The sequence below is a fragment of the Hymenobacter mellowenesis genome, assembly GCF_030581005.1.
GTDB classification, from domain to species: domain Bacteria; phylum Bacteroidota; class Bacteroidia; order Cytophagales; family Hymenobacteraceae; genus Hymenobacter; species Hymenobacter mellowenesis.
Map to the genome: position 1 here is coordinate 511,710 of NZ_JAUQSX010000001.1, position 16,729 is coordinate 528,438.

Sequence of the window (16,729 nt, forward strand, 5' to 3'; positions counted from 1 at the left end):
GAATGCGGGGATGAATGAGAAGGCTGCTTACCATTTCTATATTCCAGTCCGGTGCTTGCTCCGGCAGATTGTTTCAGTTAAAAAAGACAGGAAATAATATGAATCTTACCAAACCTAAAGCACAATCTAATAAACCGTTGGCTCCAATTGTAGAAGCGTCGACACTTCTCGGCAAAAATAATTATTCTAATGGTTAAGTCACTGACCAACGGGCAAGTACGCAATATATAACCAGATTAATATTAAAACTTAAATAAATTATTTGTTATCTTATTTAGCGCTGCCTAGGCAGGGCTCCCAGTAGCGACTGTCTTGGTAGCCACTGGCCACGCTCCAAAATCAAAAAAGCCCCGCCGGATACCGACGGGGCTTTTCTTGAGTTATGATAGAACTGCCGCTAGCGAGGCGCCAGCTGCTTTGGTTGTTAGCGGCGGATGAGCTTGAGGGCCTGGCTAACGCCGGTGCCCTGTACCAGCACCATGTAAGAGCCTTGCGCCAAGCCCTGCAGGTTGAGCACGGCAGCCTCGGCACCGGCCTGCTGCGTGCGCAACACGCGGCCGGTCAGGTCGAGAACCTGCACCTGGTAGGTGCCAGCGGCTAGGCCGCGGAGGTCCAGTGTCGCGTTGTTTTCCATGCTTGGGTTCGGGTAAATGAATACCGCCGCCTTATCCGTGCCAAACAGTACCTGGCGGACGGGACCGTAGGAAGCAGTGCCGTCGGCATCGACCTGCTGCAGACGGTAGTAGGCCGTGCCGGGCGCCAAGCGGGCCACGCCTGCATCGGTGAAGCGGTACTCGGTGGCGCGGGTGGTGCTGCCCTGGCCGCGCACGGTGCCCACGGCGCTAAACGTGCGGCTGTCGAAAGAACGCTCGATGACGAAATGGTCGTTATTCTTCTCCGAAGCCGTGGTCCAGGTCAGCAGGGCGTCGGCGTCCACGGCTTTGGCCGTGAAGACCGTCAGCTCCACCGGCAGAGGCGTAGACACAGCCGTATTGCGGAAGTTGGCATCGGGCTGGCCCGTGCCGTTGCGCGGGGCCAAGGAAGGAGAGCCGCCGTACGCGGGGTCGAACAAATCAACCAAGCCGTTGAAGTTGTCATCGTGGTAGTAGGACGAAGCGGGGTCGAGGAAGGCGGGGATTTTGTCGCCGGCTACCGTCTTGCTCACCATCAGGAAGGGCGAAGCCGTGGTGGAGCCGCCCGGGCCGGTCACAGCATAGTAAGAAGCCATTTCCGGGTTGGCGGCCGCAAAGGCACGGGCCTTGGCCACGAGCTCGTCGCCGGCAAAGCCGTTGCCGTTGGTGTCGAAGCCCTCGCTCCAGTCGGCCGTTTGCCGGGAAATGGCCATGGCCGACCGGGAAGCGTTGTCGTTGTCCGAATCCGTGTCGAAGAGGTCAGCCGTTGCGTCGCCGTCGGTGTTGGCCACGGTGGTTAGGGCCACGCCGAGGGTTTGGCCGGTGCCGGGCGTCGGGTCGTAGGTATTGTCGATGCCGTCCTGGTCGGTATCCACGCCGCTGGGGGCGCGGTAAGCGGCCGTGGTTTGGGCTTCGCGGTTGTCGGTGATGCCGTCGTTGTCGGAATCGAGGTCGAGGTAGTTGTAGGCGCGGCTGGTGAAGCTGCCGCTGGTGCGCAGGTCGCCGTCGGCATCGGCCGTCAGGGCCGTGTATTTATTGTTAACTCCCGATTCGGTGGTCGTCAAGCGCGTGTTGGCGCCATTGCCCGTGGTGCCATACACAACCGAGCTTTCTACGGCGTCGGGCATGCCGTTGGAACCAACCCCCGCCTGTTCGCCCGAAGCCGTAGCAGCGGCAGCAGCGGTGGTCGTGTAGCGGCCCAGGGTCGCGTCGAAGTGGCTTTCGTGAATGTAGACCGTGCCTCTGACGGTGGTCGTCACCGGACCGTAGGTATAGGTCGGGTTGGCGTTGCCGTTAGCCTCAAAGGCATCGGTCAGGCCATCGCCGTCGGCGTCGAGGTCCAAGTGGTTCGGAATGCCGTCCATGTCCGTGTCGTATATGTCGTTGATGCCGTCGTTGTTGACGTCGCGGTAAGCACCAAGCACGGGGTGGTAGTAGCCCGGATTGAGGAAAACAGGCACACCCGCCGTCCCGACGAATGCGCTGGGGTCCACGTACGAGCCGTCGTTGGAGGCCAGGCCCACCGGCGAAAACGATTCTATAGCGTCGAGGATGCCGTCGTTGTCGTCGTCGATGTCCACCAGGTCGTCCACGCCGTCACCGTCGTTGTCGCAGGCGGTGGTGTACACAAAGGTTTTGGCCCCCTGAAACACGGTGAAGCCGTAGGTCCAACTGTTCACGGTGTAGGTGTCGCCCTCATTGTTGGCTGTGCCCCAGATGTGCACGCCCGGCGTCGAGTCCACGCCCGAGAGTTGCACACCCTTATTAGTAAAATTGGTCAGGTTGGTATCGTCCCAATACAACAAGTCATACGTCGCGTTGCCGGAACGGGCGTTGCGCACCCGGAAGCCGTCGGGGTTGCCCTCGGCGTCGAACACCGGGAAATTGATGGTGGCGCCTTTGCTGATGAAGTTGTACTTGATGGTTTGGCCGGTCGGGTTCACCACGACGTTGCTCTTGTTGCGGCCGTTCCACACAATGGTGTTGATGGTGCCCCCGGCCACCTGCTGCTGCAGCAGCACGTCCACGCCATCGTTGATGCCGTTGCCGTTTAGGTCAATCAAAATGTCGAAAGCGCCCGTTTCGTCGCTACGCGTGGTGAAGGCCACCTGCGTCACGCCGTTGTTGCAGAAGGTGGCGGCGCTGGTGCTTACCGTGGGAATGGCCGCGCTGGGCCAGACGGATTCGTCGGGGCTGTTCACGAAGTTGGGGTACTGCGCGTAGCTGGTGCGGCTGGTTTGGCTGCGCTGGCGCGTCTGCACCGTGTTGCGGGTCGCCGGGTTAAAGGTCGAGCCGAACTCGTTGCTCACGTAGTAGAACGACAGCGGCCGCATGCCCGCCAGCTCCACCTGCTTCACGTAGTACTGGCCCGGCGTTTTGCGGCTCTCCACCATAGGAAAGAGGTTGAACGTAGCCGACAAGCGGTTCTGGAAAGTATCGCTCGAGCCCACCGAGGACCCCGCCGAGAAAGCCCAGTACTTGCTGTACAAGCGCCCGGGCTTTTCCACGCCGCCGCTGCGCACCGTGAAGTCCCAGAAGTCGTATTCGGAACGCTTATTTTCTTCCGTCATGCCGCTTTCGCCCACTTGGGTGAACTCGATGTAGAATTCGAGGGCGGCGCCCGTCGTGTTGGTGTACACCAGCGGGGCGTAGCCGCCCGCGTTGGGCTGCGGCCCGGCCAAGGCTTCGGCGGCCGTGTTGATGACGCCGTTCTGCGCCAGCAGCAGCGCCTGGTTGGTACTGGCCGTGTTGCGCGCCAGCGTAGTGGTCTGGACCACGTTGCCCGCTCCGGACCCGTAGCGCAGGGTCAGAATAAGGTCGGACTGGACCACAGCGGCTGCGGCGCCGGTGCGAATGTTACGGTGCACGCCATAGTAAAGCACTTCGTTGGGTTCGAGGTGCACGTAGAGGCGGTAGTCTTCCGAAAACGCGTCGCCACCGGGCCCTACCCAGGTCGAGGGCTTCAGGAAGCCCAGCGACACGGCGGCCGGCGAGTTGTCATCGTGCGATAGGTAGCCCGAACGAGTGTTGGCCGGGTCCGTCAGCGCCACGCTCGGATTGGTGTTGGGGGTAAGCTGCTTCGAACCTTCGGCCAACACACTGGCCGCCGAGCCCAGCACCGCCACAACGGCTAAAAAGCTAGTTTTCAATCGTAAGGGTATGTTCATTGTAAAAATTTATAAGTGAGATGTTCGCGTTTTAATGGCTGAATGAAGGGGTAGACTGGCTTCTACAGCAGCGTATTGGCTTTTATGCCCTCAAGGGCCCGTTGCATTGAGAATGGACGCACGGCCGGGAACTGAGCGTGGCGCATCGTGTCCATTTGCGCACCAGCTTGTGACTGACCGAACGGTTATTCACTGAAGCCAAGCTGCTGAACAATTCTTCAGCCCAATTCAAAGGATACTAATTAAAATACAAAATCACATTAATCAACGGCCAACGCATATGAGGACGTTTATTGCACAAAGTAAATACACTCTGTTTAATGATTATGTATTTTTACAATAAATAAATTGTAACGCACATTCTGAAAATCTCGTCAATACATTGATAAAATTATTAATAAGCCCCAATGAGGCCTGTAATTATCTGCTTTAGAGGCATAGAATCAACTGTCGCCCGAGTTGATTTTAATTATAATTTGAAAAACTCCTTTTATAACTATGAAAATTCTAAGCAAAATTGCTTAACCAGTAAAAATCATAAAACCACTTGACAATCCCTGAGCTGTGCTAATAAAAAAGGCGAACCATCAATGAATGATGATTCGCCCTTGGCAATTAGGCTCCCTAGCTAGCGGAGCTGTCTCCGTTTACCCGCGGCCGCTGGCCGCCACCAGTGCCCGCAGCGGCTCGTTGAAGCCCACGGCATCTACCAGTTCCTCAAGCGGCAGGTGCAGGCGATACTTCCAGAAGTGCGTAGGGTTGCTGGGCACGTTGATTTGCTCGTCGTGGGGGTTGGCGCGGCGCAGGTGGCTGTCGATGGCCAACATATCCTGCAGCGGGAAAATGGCCCACATAGCTGGCGAGTGCAGGTGCTGCACCAGGATTTCGCGCGCCACCCAGGGCTCGCAGTAGAACGGCGCCACCTCGCGCCAGTGGCCCAGCATGGTTTCGAAGAAGCGCTGGGTGCGCACCCGGTCCTCCTCCCACCAGCCGCGGATGGTGCTCATGTCGTGGCTGCTGGTCGTGACCACGCTCAGGTAGGGCGCGGCGTCGGGGTGGCCGAACTCGGTGGCGGGGTTCGATGGCATGCGCTGGATGTTGAGGCCCAGAATCCCGAGTTCCTTCATCACGCCGGGCACCGAGGCGGGCACCATGCCCAGGTCTTCGCCGCAGATGAGCATGTCAGTGGCGTAGCGCACGGGCGGCAGCTTCACCAAGCCCTGCTGGCGCCAGAATTCCTCGTGTCGGCGGAAGAAGAAGTCGATGTAGATGTCGTCGTAGAGGCGGCGGCGGTCTTCGTCGGAGTCCAGCTCGCGGAAGGAGTAGCTCTTGTTGAGCGTGATGCGCGGGTGGTAGAAGTCGTTGCCGGCTGGCACAAACAGCACCTCGTTCACCAGCTTGAACAGACCGGTTTGCAGCCACTGGAAATAATCGGTGTGCTCGGGGTAGTCGGCAATCTTTTGGGCGATGTAGGCTTCAATCTTACGCTGATTATCCACCTCTTCTTTCAGGTGAATGCGGCCGTAGCTGGCGTCGTACATGTACTCGTCGAACACCTGCTGGGCTTCGCCCTGGAAGATGTCCTGGAGCATGTGCCAGCGGATATAGGGCTCGCACAGGCGTGAGTAATCGAACCAGCCGAGGCGGTGCTCAATCTCGTGGCGGTGCATGGGCAGAGCGGGCGAAAAGTGGCCCAGCAGGCCCTCTACCGACTCAATGGGCATCTCCCAGATGCGGAAGAAGCCCAGGATGTGGTCGATGCGCAGGGTATCGAAGTAGCGGGCCAGGTGACCCATGCGCTGCTTCCACCACTTGTAATCGTCCTCGGCCATGCGCTCCCAGTTGTAGGTAGGGAAACGCCAGTTCTGGCCGGTGGTGGAGAAATCATCCGGTGGGGCGCCGGCTTGGCTGTCCATGTGGTAAAGCTCGGGTTGCGTCCAAGCGTCGACCGAGTGGCGGTAGATGCCAATGGGGAGGTCGCCCTTCAGCACTACGCCGCGCGAACGGGCGTAATCGACGGCGGCCAGCAGCTGCTTGTCGAGGTGATACTGCACGAAGAAGAACAGGCCGTATTCGTCGTAGTCGGGCGCGGTTTCGGCGGTGAGGGCCTCCAGGTTTTGCGGGCGGCGGAACTCGGCGGGCCACTGCTGGAAATCAGCAGTGCCGAACCGGTCGCGTAGCGCGGAGAAGACGGCGTAGGGCACCAGCCACTCGGCCTGACTGGCGTAGAAGGCGCGGTAGCCGACATCAGCCAGGAAATGCTGCTTTTCCTGCTTATAAAGCAGCTTCAGAAACTTCCATTTGGCGTTCATCACTGGCTCATAGTCCACGAAATCCTTGGCGTTGAACTCTTGCTTGAGCTGGGCCAGCTCCTTGGCGGCTTTCTTGTCCTTGAGCGCGGCAATGCCTTCGAGGTGGATAAACTGCGGGTGCAGGGCAAACACCGAAATGGCCGCGTACGGGTACGAATCGACCCAGGTGTGGGTGGCCGTGGTATCGTTAATGGGCAGAATCTGAATCAGCTGCAGGCCGGTTTGAACGGCCCAGTCGGTCAGCAGCTTCAAATCGGAGAACTCTCCCACCCCAAGGCCATTTTCGGAGCGCATGGCAAACACGGGCAGCGCCACGCCGGCCCCGCGCCAGGCCGTGGCGTGCTGGTACGCTTCGTCGTTGAAGACGCGGGCGGCGGTGCGGTCTTGGGTGGCGGGCACTACGCGGTTTTCGCCGCCTTCCATGTCGAGGGCGTGGCCGGCGGCGGCGTCCCACATGGCATACTTGTAATGGCAGTCCTCGCCGGGGTTTTGCAGCTTCACGCGGCCGGTCCAGGTCGGGTAATCAGCATCGGACAACACAAGGCCCTTGGTGTTGTCCCAGGCGCCCAGCGCCGGGTCGGAGCCCAGGATGCACAGGCCGAGGTGCGGCGCCACGCGGGGCGCGACGAGCCGGAACGCGGTTTCGCCGGCTGCGGCGGCTTGCGAGTGGCTGGCAAGTTCAGGCGCTGCTTCAGCTGCGGTTTTAGCAGCCTTAGAGCCTTTGACGGAGGCTTTTTTGGCTTTGGGGGACGGGGCTTCCGGCAGAGTGGCCCGGCCGGGGCGGCGGAACAGGGCCTTGGTGAAGGCGGCCGTTAGCAACTCGTTTTCGGGCTGAGCGGGGGCGCGCCAATAGTCGGCCAGGCGCACGGCCTGGGCGCGGGCGGGGTCGTAAGTCAGGCTGCGATTGGGGCCGTATTCCCAATGCTGGCCGCCAGTGTTGGTGTCGAGCAGCACGTACTTATAAGCAAGGACACCGGCGGCATCGGGCACTTCCAGGTCGAGGTGCCAGCAGGTGGTGGCTTCGTCGTAGTGCATCAGGGCGGCTCCGGCCAGCTGCCAGTTGCCCAGCTCCGGGCGCGAGCCGCATACGGCCAGCCGCTGGCCCAGCACCGTGCGATAGGGAAGAGAAAAACGTATTGTCATGGGGACTTGGTGGGATTTCGGGTCGAAAGATAAGGCCCGTCTTCATGAGAAGTAAGGAATGAAAGCTCATCCGGCGGCGGATGTTGAACGAGAACTGCCGCTTTTGTGCAATCGATTGAACTAACGGAGCGGCAGAGATGCGCCGACAAGTGTTGCTTGCCGGGTTTTGCCGGGTTGGCTTCTTTAGTGCTTCGGCTGTCTTCTTCGTGAAGCGTAGCCCTAGTTTCCAACCCCGGCATACGTTTTTGCGTTTGGAAGGGCTGCCCTGCTTTGTGTTGCTGCTAATCCCGTCCTGCTTTGTCCACTTTTCTGCGTCGTGCCCTTTACGGATTGTTGGGGTTAATTGCCCTCGTGTTGCTGCTCGCTATTGCGGTGGTGGTATACCTGCAAACCAATGCCGGACAGGATTTTGTGGCGAAGAAAGCCGAGAATTATTTACGTGGCAAGCTGAACACGGAGGTTCGCATCGGCAAGTTTCGGACGGATTTCCGCCACGCCATCAACCTCGACGGTGTGTACCTCGAAGACCAGAAGCGCGACACGCTGCTGTCGGTGGGCCACCTCGGCGTCGACCTCGATATCTGGGCCCTGCTGCATAGCCAGGTCAATATTTCGAACGTGGAATTGAACGACGGCCGCGTGCGTCTTACCCGCACCGAGCCCGATTCGGCGAACAACTACGACTTCATCATCGCGGCCTTCACCGACCCCACCGCGCCGGTCGACACCACGGCTTCAGCCCTGAAATACGACATCGGCAAGGCCCGCCTCACCAACATCTACTTCACCCAAAACGACCAGATTACCGGCTCCGACATCCGGGCCCGCATCGGCGAGTTCACGGCCAATATGGACGAGGTCGACGTGGACAACTCCATCTATAAGGTGGATAACGCCGCCCTGCGCCGCTCGGCCATCAGCATCACGCAGACGAAAACGGCGCCGGAAGTGGAAAACCCTGGCCCCACCGAGCCGCTCACCCTGCAGCTGGGCCTGAACCGCGCCACGCTCGACAGCGTGCAGTTCACGTACAAGAACGACCCGGCGGCGCAGTACATCAATACGAAAATCGGCCTGGCCGATATCACCGCCAAGGACATCGACCTGCAGGCGCAGCGCGTGCGTCTGGGTAAGCTCACCCTCAAGAACACCACCTTTGCCTACGCCCAAAACGAGCAGGTGCCCGTGGAGCAGCGCGTGGTGAACCCCGCCGAAGCCGTGCGCAAGCTCGACGAAGCTACTGACAAGGCCAAAGCCGCCACCGGCCAAACCGCCGCCGCGCCCGGCTGGCGCGTGCTGCTCGACCAATCCGACATCAGCGGGCTGGCCGTGAAGTTCGACAACTTCAATCAGCCTCAGCAGCGCACGCGCATTCCGGCGCTCGACTACAATCACCTCGACTTCACCAACCTCGTGCTGAACACGCGCGACCTGAGCTATTCGGAAAACCGCACCACGGGCAAGGTTGACAACCTGGCCGGGCAGGAGAAAAGCGGTTTCCGGGTCGACAAGTGGAAGGCCAATGTGGTGTACGACTCGGTGCAGATTCGCCTCGACAGCCTCGACTTAATCACGCCGCACACCCGCATCCGGCGCACGCTGGCAATAGGATACGAAAGCCTGGCCGCGCTGGGCGACACCAAAAAGCTGCCAAATCTGAAGATTGAAGGTGACTTGCGCGACGTGCGGCTCGGCTTCCGCGACATTCTGTACCTGGCGCCGGGTTTGGCCGGCACTTCGCCTTTCAATACCGGCCCTAATCAGAGCGTGCTGCTTAACGGACAGATTGCCGGGCGCGTGGGCGACTTCACGGTGCGCAACCTGGAGTTTGTGGGCCTGCGTAACACGGTGCTCAAGGCCCGGCGCGGCCGGATTCAGGGCCTGCCCAACACCGATGCGCGGCTGTATGCCGACCTCGACATTCAGGATTTTCATACCACGCGGGCCGACATTCTCAGCCTCGCGCCCAAGGGCAGCATTCCGAACAACATCAGCATTCCGCCCACGCTGGCGGTGAGCGGCACCTTCAAGGGCCGGCCCACCACGCTGGCGTTTGATACGAATCTGAAGCTACGCAGCTCCTACGGCAACCTGGCGTTTAGCGGGCGGCTAGGCGCGGCGCAGGCCAACGGGCGGCAGCCGCTGGTGGGCACCTTCGCGGTGGGCGGGTTCGACTTTGGCAAGCTGCTGAAAGACCCCACCATCGGGCGCGTCACAGCTACGGGCCGCATCAACGCCACCGGCGACCTGAAAGACCCCGGCACGCTGGTGGGCCAGGTGCGCGCCAACGTGCAGAGCGCCCGCTACAACGGCTATACCTATAAAGGCGTGGCCGCGACAGTCGACCTCGACCGCAACCGCTACGTCATCAACGCCAGCAGCAAAAGCGACCCTAACCTGAACCTCGACCTGACGGCCGTGGTGAACCTGCGCGACGCCCGCAACCCCACCTACGAAGTCACGAAGCTGAACCTGCGCGGCGCCAACCTCACGGCGCTGGGCTTCTACACCGGCGGCGACCTGCGCGTGCAGGGCAACCTGGTGGCCAACCTGCGCGGCTCCAGCCTGAATACGCTGAACGGCACCTTCAGCGGCCGCAACATCGTGATTGTGCGCGACAATCAGCCCTTCCCGCTCGACTCGCTCAACGGCCGCATCGTGCAGACGGCCACCCGCACCACCGCCGATATCACCTCCGATATTGCCAACGTGAACCTCGATGGCAACGTCCACCTCGGCGATATTGCGACCGAGCTGCAGCAGCACCTGGACCGCTACTTCGACGTGCCCGGCGTGAAATACTTGCCCAGCGCGGCCGACCGGCACTTCACGTACTCACTCAAGCTGAAAGACCCCAAGCTGGCCACCAAGCTGGTGCCGGGCCTGAAGAAGATTTCGCCCTTCACGCTGGCCGGCGACTACTCCCGGCAGGCCGCCCGTCTCACGGCCAACACCAGCATCCCGCTCATTCAGTACAACAACTACCGCCTCGATTCGCTGCGCCTGAACGTGGACTCCGACCCCGCCAAGCTGGAATACGGCCTGCGCCTGGCCCAGGCCGCGCAGGATACCACGCTGCGGCTGCGGCGCCCCAGCATTGTGGGCAACGTGGCCAATAACAAGCTGTTCACCCGCGTGGCCATCCTCGGCGACTCGGCCAACCGGGAGCGGCTGGCGGTGGCCGGTACGCTGCAGGCCCTGGTGCAGGGCGGCGGCAAAAACAGCAGCGTAGTGTATGAGTTTCAGGCCGCGCCGGAGCAGGTTATCAACTATGAAAACTGGACGGCCGGCGCCAACAACTATGTGCGCTACTACCCCAGCGGCGCCGTGGTGGCCGACGGTCTGAACCTGACCAACGGCCGCAGCACCCTGGCCCTGCAAAGCCAGAACCCGCAGGTGCCCACTTCGCCGCTGGGCGTCACGTTCACCAATTTTGAGCTGGCCGAGTTGGCCAAAATTGTGCAGCAGCAGGATTCGCTGGTGGCCGGGCAGCTCAACGGCACGGCCCGCATCGACAATCTGGGCAAGCCTAACCAAGCCTTCACGGCTGATGCCACCATCAAAAACCTGGTGTTCCAAAAAGCGTCCATCGGCGACATCGCCTTCAATGCCACCAACCCCAGCGCGGGCCGCTACGACATCGACGCGCGCCTGACCGGCGGGGCAGTCGGCACCGTGGGCGGCGCCGGCAACGACGTGCACGTCACAGGCACCTACCTGGCCACCAGCCCCACCCCGCTCAACCTGACCGTGGACGCTAACCGCCTCAACCTGAAACTAGTCGAGCCGTTTTCGGTGGGTCAGGTGCGCAACGCCACCGGCTACATACGTGGGCAACTGACGGTGACGGGCGCGCCCTCCGCCCCCGTCGTGCGCGGCACGCTCAATACGTCGGATGACGCTGGGTTCATTGTGCCGCAGCTGGGCTCGCCCTTCCGCCTGCCCAACCAGGCGCTCACGTTTGATGACCGGGGTATTGCTTTCAACAATTTCACGGTGCTGGATTCGGCCTCGAACAAGGCTGTCATCAACGGCTACCTGCTGAGCAAGGATTTCGTCAATTATTCCTTCGACATGCGCGCCACGACCAAAAACTTCATGGCCGTGCGCAGCACCCGCGAGAACAACGAGCTGTTCTACGGCCGCTTGGTGCTCGATTCGGAAACGCGCCTGACCGGGCCGGTGGAACTCATCAAAATTGATACCCGCGTGACCGTTGTCGATGGCTCCAACCTCACGGTGGAGTCGCCGGCGGCCACGCCTACCACCCAGGAGCGCACGGGCATCGTTGAATTCATCGACAAGAGCGCCCCGCTCGATACTATGCTGGCCCGCAAACCCGTGGTGGATACCACCAAGGTGAACGCCACGGGCTACGACATCACGGCCGTGGTCACCATCACCAACCGCACGCCCTTTACCATCGTCATCGACCCGGCCAGCGGCGACAACCTGAAGGTGCGGGCCGCCGGCACGCTCAACACCAACATTGCGCCGGATGGTACCATCACGCTCAGCGGCCGGCTGGACGTGGCCCGCGGGCAGTACCACATGTCGCTCTACGACCTGGCCCAGCGCGATTTCATCATTGCCCGCGGCTCGTCCATCACTTGGGACGGCGACCCTTACAACGCGGCGCTCGACATCACCGCCATTTATAAAGTGCAGGCCGCGCCGGCCGAACTGCTGGCCGGCCAGGGCCTTGACGACCAGACCAGCAACACCATTGCCCGAAACCGGCTGCCCTTCAACGTACTGCTGAAGGTGACCGACCAGCTCAGCAAGCCCACCATCGGCTTCGACATCACGCTGCCCGAAGCCCAGCGCGGCGCCCTCAACGGGCAGGTGGACACCAAGCTGGCCCAACTGCGCCAGCCCAGCCAGACCTCGGAGCTCAGCAAGCAGGTGTTTTCGCTGCTGATTCTGGGCCGGTTTGTGGCCCAGAACCCCTTCCAGACCAGCAGCGGTGAGGGCATCGTGGCCACCCAGCTGCGCGGCAGCGCCAGCGCCGTGCTCACCGACCAGCTCACCAACCTCACCGACAAGTACCTCTCCGGCCTGGGCCTCGACCTGGGCGTGACCAACCAAGCCGACTACAGCACCGGCGAGGCCCGCAGCCGCACCGACCTCAACGTGGCCGTGCGCCGCCAGCTGCTCAACAACCGCCTCACGGTGCGCGTGGGCACCGACATCAACCTGAGCGGCGGCTCGGGCACCCAGACCACCTCGGGCCAGAGCAGCACCAGCAACCTGGCCGGCGACGTGAGTTTGGAATACCGCGTGCTGGCCGACGGCCGCCTCCGGGTGCGCGTATTCCGCCAGAACGGCTACGAGGACATCGACGGCCAGATTGTGCGCACGGGCGCAGGCCTGGTGTTCCAGCGCGACTACCAGGATTTGAAAGACCTGTTTTCAAAAGTGCCGAAACAAGTGAAAGCTGACCGCAAGGCCGAGCGCAAAGAGGTGAAGGCCGAGAAGAAAGCCGAGAAAGATTCGGTGCAAAACCAGCCCACGGCCAAAGCCGACACGTTACGCTAGAACGCTGCGCTTAATGAGGAATGAATAATGAAGAGTGAAGAATTCGATATGACGCACGTGCAAACAGGACTGAAGAATGTAGGAATGCGCCGGTGGCCATTGCTCATTCTTCAGTCCTCATTCTTCATTCTGCTAAGCGCCTGCTCGGGCCTGAAATACGTGCCCGAGGGCCAGAAGCTGTACACCGGCAGCAAGGTCATCATTAAGTCGCCGGAGAAAATACCCAACGAGTCGGCGCTGCAAACCGAGTTGGAATCGGTGCTGCGGCCCAAGCCCAACGCGTCGTTTCTGGGGTTGCGGCCGAAGCTGTATTTCTGGCACCTGGGCGAGGGCAAGACCAAGGGTTTTGGCCATTTTCTGGCCGACAAGTTTGGCGAGGCGCCGGTGCTGCTGAAGGACGTGAAAATCAGCGCCACCAGCGGCCTCATCACCAACCGGCTCTACAACAACGGCTTCTTCAAGGGCACGGTGACCAACGAGGTGAAAACCCAGGAAAAGACCGCGCAGGTCGACTACACGGCCAACACGGGCCGGGTGTACACCATCCAAGAAATCCACTTTCCCGACCGCGACACGCTGGTTGACAAGGATATCCGGGCTACGCAGGCGGGCAGTCTGCTCAAAGTGGGCGACGCCTACAACCTCAACACATTCATTGCCGAGCGAGTCCGCATCGATAACGAGCTGAAGAACAACGGCTACTTCTACTTCAACCCCGACTACATCCTGTTTCAGGTAGATAGCACGCTGAACGACAAAATCAACGTGTACCTGCGGGTGAAGGCCACGGCCCCCAACAAAGCCACCAAACCCTATTGGCTCGACCGTATTCGTTTGAATACCAACTACGTGCTGACCGACACCACCACGCGGCAGCCAATGATGTACAAGAAATACGAGTACTATCCCGACGAGAAGGTGTTCAAGGCCAAGGCCATTACCAACGCCACCTTCCTCTACCCCGACAGCCTGTACCGCCGCAAGCGCCGCGACCAGACCATCAGCCGCCTGATGAGTCTGAACACGTTTAAGTTCGTGGAAATCCGCCTCAAGCCGTCGGCAGCGGGCGACTCGGCCGGCCGCGCCCGCCTCGACGCCGACGTGCTGATGACCCAGCTTAAGAAGAAAAGCCTGCGGGCCGATTTGCAGCTGGTGAGCAAGAGCAACGGCTTCACGGGGCCGGGCCTCACGGTGTCGTTTCGTAACCGCTCGGCCCTGCGCGGCGGCGAGCAGCTGCTCGTCAACGCCGTGGCCAGTACCGAAACCCAGACCGGCAACGGTAGCGGTGGCCTCGGCCTCACCAGCTACGAGCTGGGTTTGAACGCGCAGCTGGTGTTCCCACGCCTCGTGGTGCCGCACCTGCCACTGTTTGACATTAAGCTGCCCAATTCCGACTTTCAGCCGCGCACCACCATCGGGGCCGGCTACCGCACCGTGACGCGCGCCGGCTACTTCCGGGAAGACTTTTTCAACCTGAACTACGGCTACACATTCAAAACGAAGATTACCAACGAGCAGGAAATCCGGCCCATCGACATCACCTACGTGCGGCTGGCCGATACCACCCGGGCTTTCAGCGACTTGCTAAAGACGCGGCGCTACCTGCGCAGCGCCTTCGAGCAGCAGTTCATTCTGGCCAGCTCCTACCGCTACACCTACAACCAGCAGGTGCTGGAGCAGCGCCGCCAGCAGATTTATTTCAGTGGGCAGGTAGAGGGCAGCGGCAACCTGGCCAGCCTCATCAGCCAGGCCGCCGGCCAAACCCGCAGCCTGCCCGACCGGGGCTACACCGTGCTGGGCCAGCAGTTCAGCCAATACCTGAAGTTTGATTTGGAGCTGCGCGAGTACTACCGCATCAGCCCGAACCCGACGTCCGGCAACCGCATCGTGGCGCGCCTGCAGGCCGGCATCGGCATGCCCTACGGCAACTCCGTGGTGCTCCCCTACCCCAAGCAGTACGGCATCGGCGGGCCCAACAGCGTGCGCGCCTTCGCGGCCCGCGGCATCGGCCCCGGCACCTACAAGCCCGCCCCCGGCGAGCAAACCCTCAACCAGTTCTACGACCAGGTGGGCGACATCCGCCTCGAAGGCAACGTGGAATACCGCCAAGATTTGATTCCCTACGTGAAGGGCGCCGTGTTCATGGATGCCGGCAATATCTGGCTGGCCACCCCCGACCCCGACCGCCCCGGCGGCGAGTTCAAAGCCAATACCTTCCTCAAGCAGCTGGCCATCGGCTACGGCGCGGGCCTGCGCATCGACGTGCAGTTCTTCGTCATCCGCTTCGATTACGCCCTGCCCTTGCAAGCCGGATACGGCACACCCGACAGCAAAACCGGCCGCTTCAACCTGGCCATTGGGTATCCCTTCTAGGTTTCCGCTGTCATTGCGAGGCGAAGCCGAAGCAATCCGTCCTGTTAAAACCAGACACGCTCTTTTACCAGAAAGCCCCGGCACTGCGCAGTGCCGGGGCTTTTTGTTGGGATTGTCACATTACTTGGTTGGTCGCTGAGAACAGGACGGATTGCTTCGTCGTGCCTCCTCGCAATGACAGGCGGCTACCGAATTATCGGCATCCGCTCAAACGGCCGGTTCCGGTCGAACAGGAACCGGTACGTGGCGTGCGTTTTCAGAATCTTGGCGCCAATGGAACGGGTGGTCACCAGCATGCGCGGGTTGAAATCGCCAATCCAGTTCATTTCAATGTCGGCGTAACCCGCGTCGATAAACGCCTGCCGGGCATACACTAGCATGGCAGCGTCCACGCCCTTGCCCTGGTGCTCGGGCACCACACCGTAGATGATGCCAAACAGCTTCTTGTCGCGCCGCTGCATGTAGCGCCGCTGCTCCCACAAAAAGCGCAGCTTGCCCAGCAGGTTCAGGCGCCGGCCCACGTGCTTGAAAATCTGGTTCAGTTCGGGCAGGCTGATGAAAAAGGCCACCGGCTCCTCGCCGTGGTAGGCAAACCAGAGCAGGCGCTCGTCCACCACGGGCTTCATTTCCTTCACAATTTTGCGCGCCTCGTCCAGCGTCATCGGCTTCACCCCCGAGTGCTTGGCCCAGGCCAGGTTGTACACGTGGTGGAAATCCTGCGCCAGCTTCTCGGCGTCCTGCTTGCGGGCGTGGGCAAAGCGGTAGGTGTCGGCGTGCTCCTCGGCCCGCTTCGCAAAGCTGGGATGCAGTTCGGCCGCCGTGGTGCGGTAGCAGGTGTATTGCTTGAAATAAAGCTCAAAACCATAATTCTCAAACAGCGGCCGGTAATACGCCGGGTGCCAGAACATGCCGTAGTTCGGCTCCAGGTCGTAGCCATCAATGAGCAGGCCCCAGAACCGGTCCCGCTCGCCAAAATTGATGGGGCCGTCCATGGCCTGCATGCCCCGGGCCGCCAGCCACTGCCGGGCCGCCTCAAACAGCTGGTTAGCTGCCGCCTGGTCGTCGATGCACTCGAAAAAGCCCATGCCACCGGTAGGCAGGTCAGCATTTTTCACGTCCACCGCGTCGCGGTTCAGGAAGGCAGCCACGCGCCCCACGGTCTGGCCGCTGGCGTCGGTGAGCACCCATCGTGCGCACTCGCCGTTTTTGAACTTCGGGTTTTTGGCGGGGTCGAACACCGCTTCCACTTCGTTTTCCAGCGGGCCGATGTAGTTCGGCACGGCCGCGTGCAGGCGGGCCGGCAATTCAATAAACTCCCGCGCCAGGCGGGCATCAGCAACTTCGAGCAGCATAGTAAGGCAGCGGCCTGCGGCCTGGCCACGCAACTGCGTGGCTCCAAACCGGAAACCGCTGCAAAGAAACGGTTCAGTTGCCGCTTAGCATCTGCCCGCCTATCAGGAGTCCGGCTGCCTTACTGCACTAGTGCATTTCCGCTATGCGCCGCAGTGGCAAAGCCAGGCTGCGCAGACGCTTGGCTACCGGCCGGAATTGGGGTGCCGGGCAT

5 protein-coding genes are annotated in these 16,729 nt (G+C 61.1%); 2 read left to right on the plus strand and 3 right to left on the minus strand.

What is annotated here, in order from left to right:
- Positions 1-424: 424 nt before the first annotated feature.
- Together Q5H92_RS02165 and Q5H92_RS02170 are read right to left on the minus strand one after the other, a co-directional pair.
- A complete protein-coding gene (locus Q5H92_RS02165) occupies positions 425-3,781 on the minus strand; it encodes a T9SS type A sorting domain-containing protein (protein ID WP_305009824.1) in 3,357 nt (1,118 codons plus the stop codon).
- 665 nt (positions 3,782-4,446) lie between these two features.
- The gene (locus tag Q5H92_RS02170; RefSeq protein ID WP_305009825.1) at positions 4,447-7,254 is read right to left on the minus strand and encodes a 4-alpha-glucanotransferase; all 2,808 of its coding nucleotides are present in this window, start codon (positions 7,252-7,254) and stop codon (positions 4,447-4,449) included.
- Between the two features lie 351 nt (positions 7,255-7,605).
- Here Q5H92_RS02170 and Q5H92_RS02175 point away from each other — a divergent pair, with 351 nt between their 5' ends.
- Both Q5H92_RS02175 and tamL read left to right on the plus strand, forming a co-directional pair.
- Positions 7,606-12,792 carry a translocation/assembly module TamB domain-containing protein gene (locus Q5H92_RS02175; protein ID WP_369811107.1) on the plus strand — a complete coding sequence of 1,729 codons (5,187 nt, stop codon included), beginning with the start codon at positions 7,606-7,608 and terminating at the stop codon, positions 12,790-12,792.
- A 99-nt stretch (positions 12,793-12,891) separates the two neighbouring features.
- A complete protein-coding gene (gene tamL, locus Q5H92_RS02180) occupies positions 12,892-15,165 on the plus strand; it encodes a translocation and assembly module lipoprotein TamL (RefSeq protein WP_305009826.1) in 2,274 nt (757 codons plus the stop codon).
- Between the two features lie 185 nt (positions 15,166-15,350).
- On the opposite strand, the gene Q5H92_RS02185 is transcribed toward tamL, so the two are convergent.
- Positions 15,351-16,517, minus strand: a complete 1,167-nt coding sequence (locus tag Q5H92_RS02185) for a hypothetical protein (protein ID WP_305009827.1) — start codon at positions 16,515-16,517, stop codon at positions 15,351-15,353.
- Between the last annotated feature and the right edge of the window lie 212 nt (positions 16,518-16,729).